Annotated in this window: 1 protein-coding gene; it reads left to right on the top strand. The window is 59.8% G+C overall.

The features are described from left to right. Window positions 1-116: 116 nt before the first annotated feature. A complete protein-coding gene (locus AC066Y_RS43125; RefSeq protein ID WP_478279121.1) occupies window positions 117-1,247 on the top strand; it encodes a Fic family protein in 1,131 nt (376 codons plus the stop codon). Window positions 1,248-2,220: the final 973 nt, after the last annotated feature.

Here is a 2,220-nt window from a genome sequence, read left to right as displayed (position 1 = left end):
TATGCCTATCCTTATCGCTATCCTTACGACTATTCTTTGACATTGTGACCTCGCGACAAACCATTCCGCGAGATCTTCCTAGCCGACCAGATCAACCCTCAGCGCGTGGTCTCCGCATGACGCTCACTGAAGACCTAGCCACGGATCTGGTGGCCAAGGCCAGCACCTTGGCTGGACGCCTGCATCCCGTCATGCGGGCGTCGGTCGGCGATCTCGTCCGTTCGATGAACTGCTACTACTCGAACCTTATCGAAGGTCATAACACGCTGCCGATCGACATTGATCGGGCGCTCAACAATGACCTGGCAAAAGAGCCTGAACGTCGGAATCTCCAGCTGGAAGCGCGCGCCCACATCGAAGTTCAGCAGATGATTGACCGGGGTGCCGCTCCCTCGCCGGTCCTGTCCGTCGATTTCGTTATCTGGACGCACAAAAACTTCTGCGAACGCCTGCCCGAAGACCTGCTGGTCGTCGAGCACCCCACCAGCAAAGAGAAAATCAAGATCGTCCCAGGCGAACTGCGCAAGGAGGATGTCAAGGTTGGACTTCATATTCCGCCTTCGTCGGAAGATCTCCCCGCGTTCCTCAAGCGGTTCGCCGAAGGCTACTCGTCCTCACATCTTTCGAGGCTGCGCAAGATCATCGGCGTTGCGGCCTCCCACCATCGCTTAGCCTGGATTCACCCGTTCCTGGACGGCAACGGCCGCGTGACGCGCCTGTTCTCGCATGCACTTTTGCGCGAGCTGGACGTCGGCTCCGAGCTTTGGGCTGTCTCGCGAGGACTTGCGCGGCGCGTCGGTGACTACAAGGCCAACCTGCAAGCGGCGGACGAACCGCGCCGCGGCGATCTCGATGGCCGCGGCAACCTCACGATGGCGGGGCTCATCGATTTCTGCAAATTCTTCCTGACCACCTGTGTAGACCAGGTGGACTTCATGGCCGGGCTCCTGGAGCCGGAAGAACTCTTGAGACGCATGGAGATCTGGGCCGAAGAAGAAACGCGCGCGAAACGGCTCCCAAAGGGCTCCTGGCCGCTGCTGCGCGAAGCGGTCATGGCCGGAGAGTATGCGCGAGGGAGCGCGCCCGCTCTTACGGGATACGAAGAACGCCAAGCGCGAACTGTCCTCAACGCGCTGATCGACAAGAGCTACCTAGTCTCGCCGACGACGCGATCACCAGTAAAGTTAGGTTTTCCGACAGCCGTCGTCGACCGCTGGTTTCCGAGATTGTATCAGCCCACTGGTTAAGCTTTCCCGACGGCACGAACGCCAATACTCGACCCAGTTTCCATCAGACATCGCCTTGTGGTGGCGACAGCCTCTCCATTCGAGAAATATCGGTTGGCAGAACAGCTTTATCTTTGTTCCGATACTCCGCAAGGGTCCGTACGCGGCGGTATACGGACAACAGAATTTTCAGTGAAACGAGTCGGCCTTCCGGTACGCTCATTGAGTGCGTCAGGCGTAGCCATCTTCAGTATATAGGCCAGCTCCTCGTTATATTCGCGCATGAGGTCGAGCTCTTCTCGGGTCAGCGAAACTTGCTTCCTTTCAACCTCGATGCGGAGCAGCTTGCGACGCTGAAGATCATTCATGATCTTGTTGTATAACGTATTGCAAACGGCGATCGATCCAGCGTTTCGCGTGCGGCCGAGATACCTACTGGCTGGGAAATCCGGCTTGACCTGGTGCGCAGGGTCGCCGCGCTCGAGGGCGTCACCGATGAGTTGGATTGGGCGGCTTCCCGGTGCGGGCCGGGGCGGCCGAACCGCCCCCCCGGTCAGACTCGAGATCTCCCGGTTTCCGCGCAAGGAACGTCCATACATGCCAGGGTCTACGACCACGCCGGAACGTCCAGGTGCTCGCGTTATCGCACTCGTCCGCGTCGCCTTCCACTCTGAGTACAGCGTCGGCTCCCGGGACAATCTTCTTTCGCGGCTCAATGGCTGGCTTGCATGCTCCCCTGCCGACGCTTCGCCAGCGCCCTCACGGACGCTACCGCACGGCTCGGCGCCGATGTGGGACGCTACCCCCTTCATCGTAATGGACTCTCACCATCTATCCCTTGCCGGCCTCCCGGCGCACACTCAGTCAGACTAGCCCGTCTTATTCATCAGCGGCTTGTTGAGAGGCTGGCGAGCGTGGCGTAAGCCGCTGAGGTGGCGTAGGATTCGGTTGCTGACACCCACCCTCCGCGCATCCGGGCCGCCACACTCGCCAT

Source organism: Bradyrhizobium sp. USDA3010 (assembly GCF_056429065.1).
The sequence above is the reverse complement of the archived record's forward strand: the minus strand, read 5'-3'. Positions and strand labels throughout refer to the sequence as shown.

Bases quoted from the DNA above. Each gene is read 5' to 3' on its own strand.
- AC066Y_RS43125 (WP_478279121.1), top strand. From the start codon at position 117: ATGACGCTCACTGAAGACCTAGCCACGGATCTGGTGGCCAAGGCCAGC.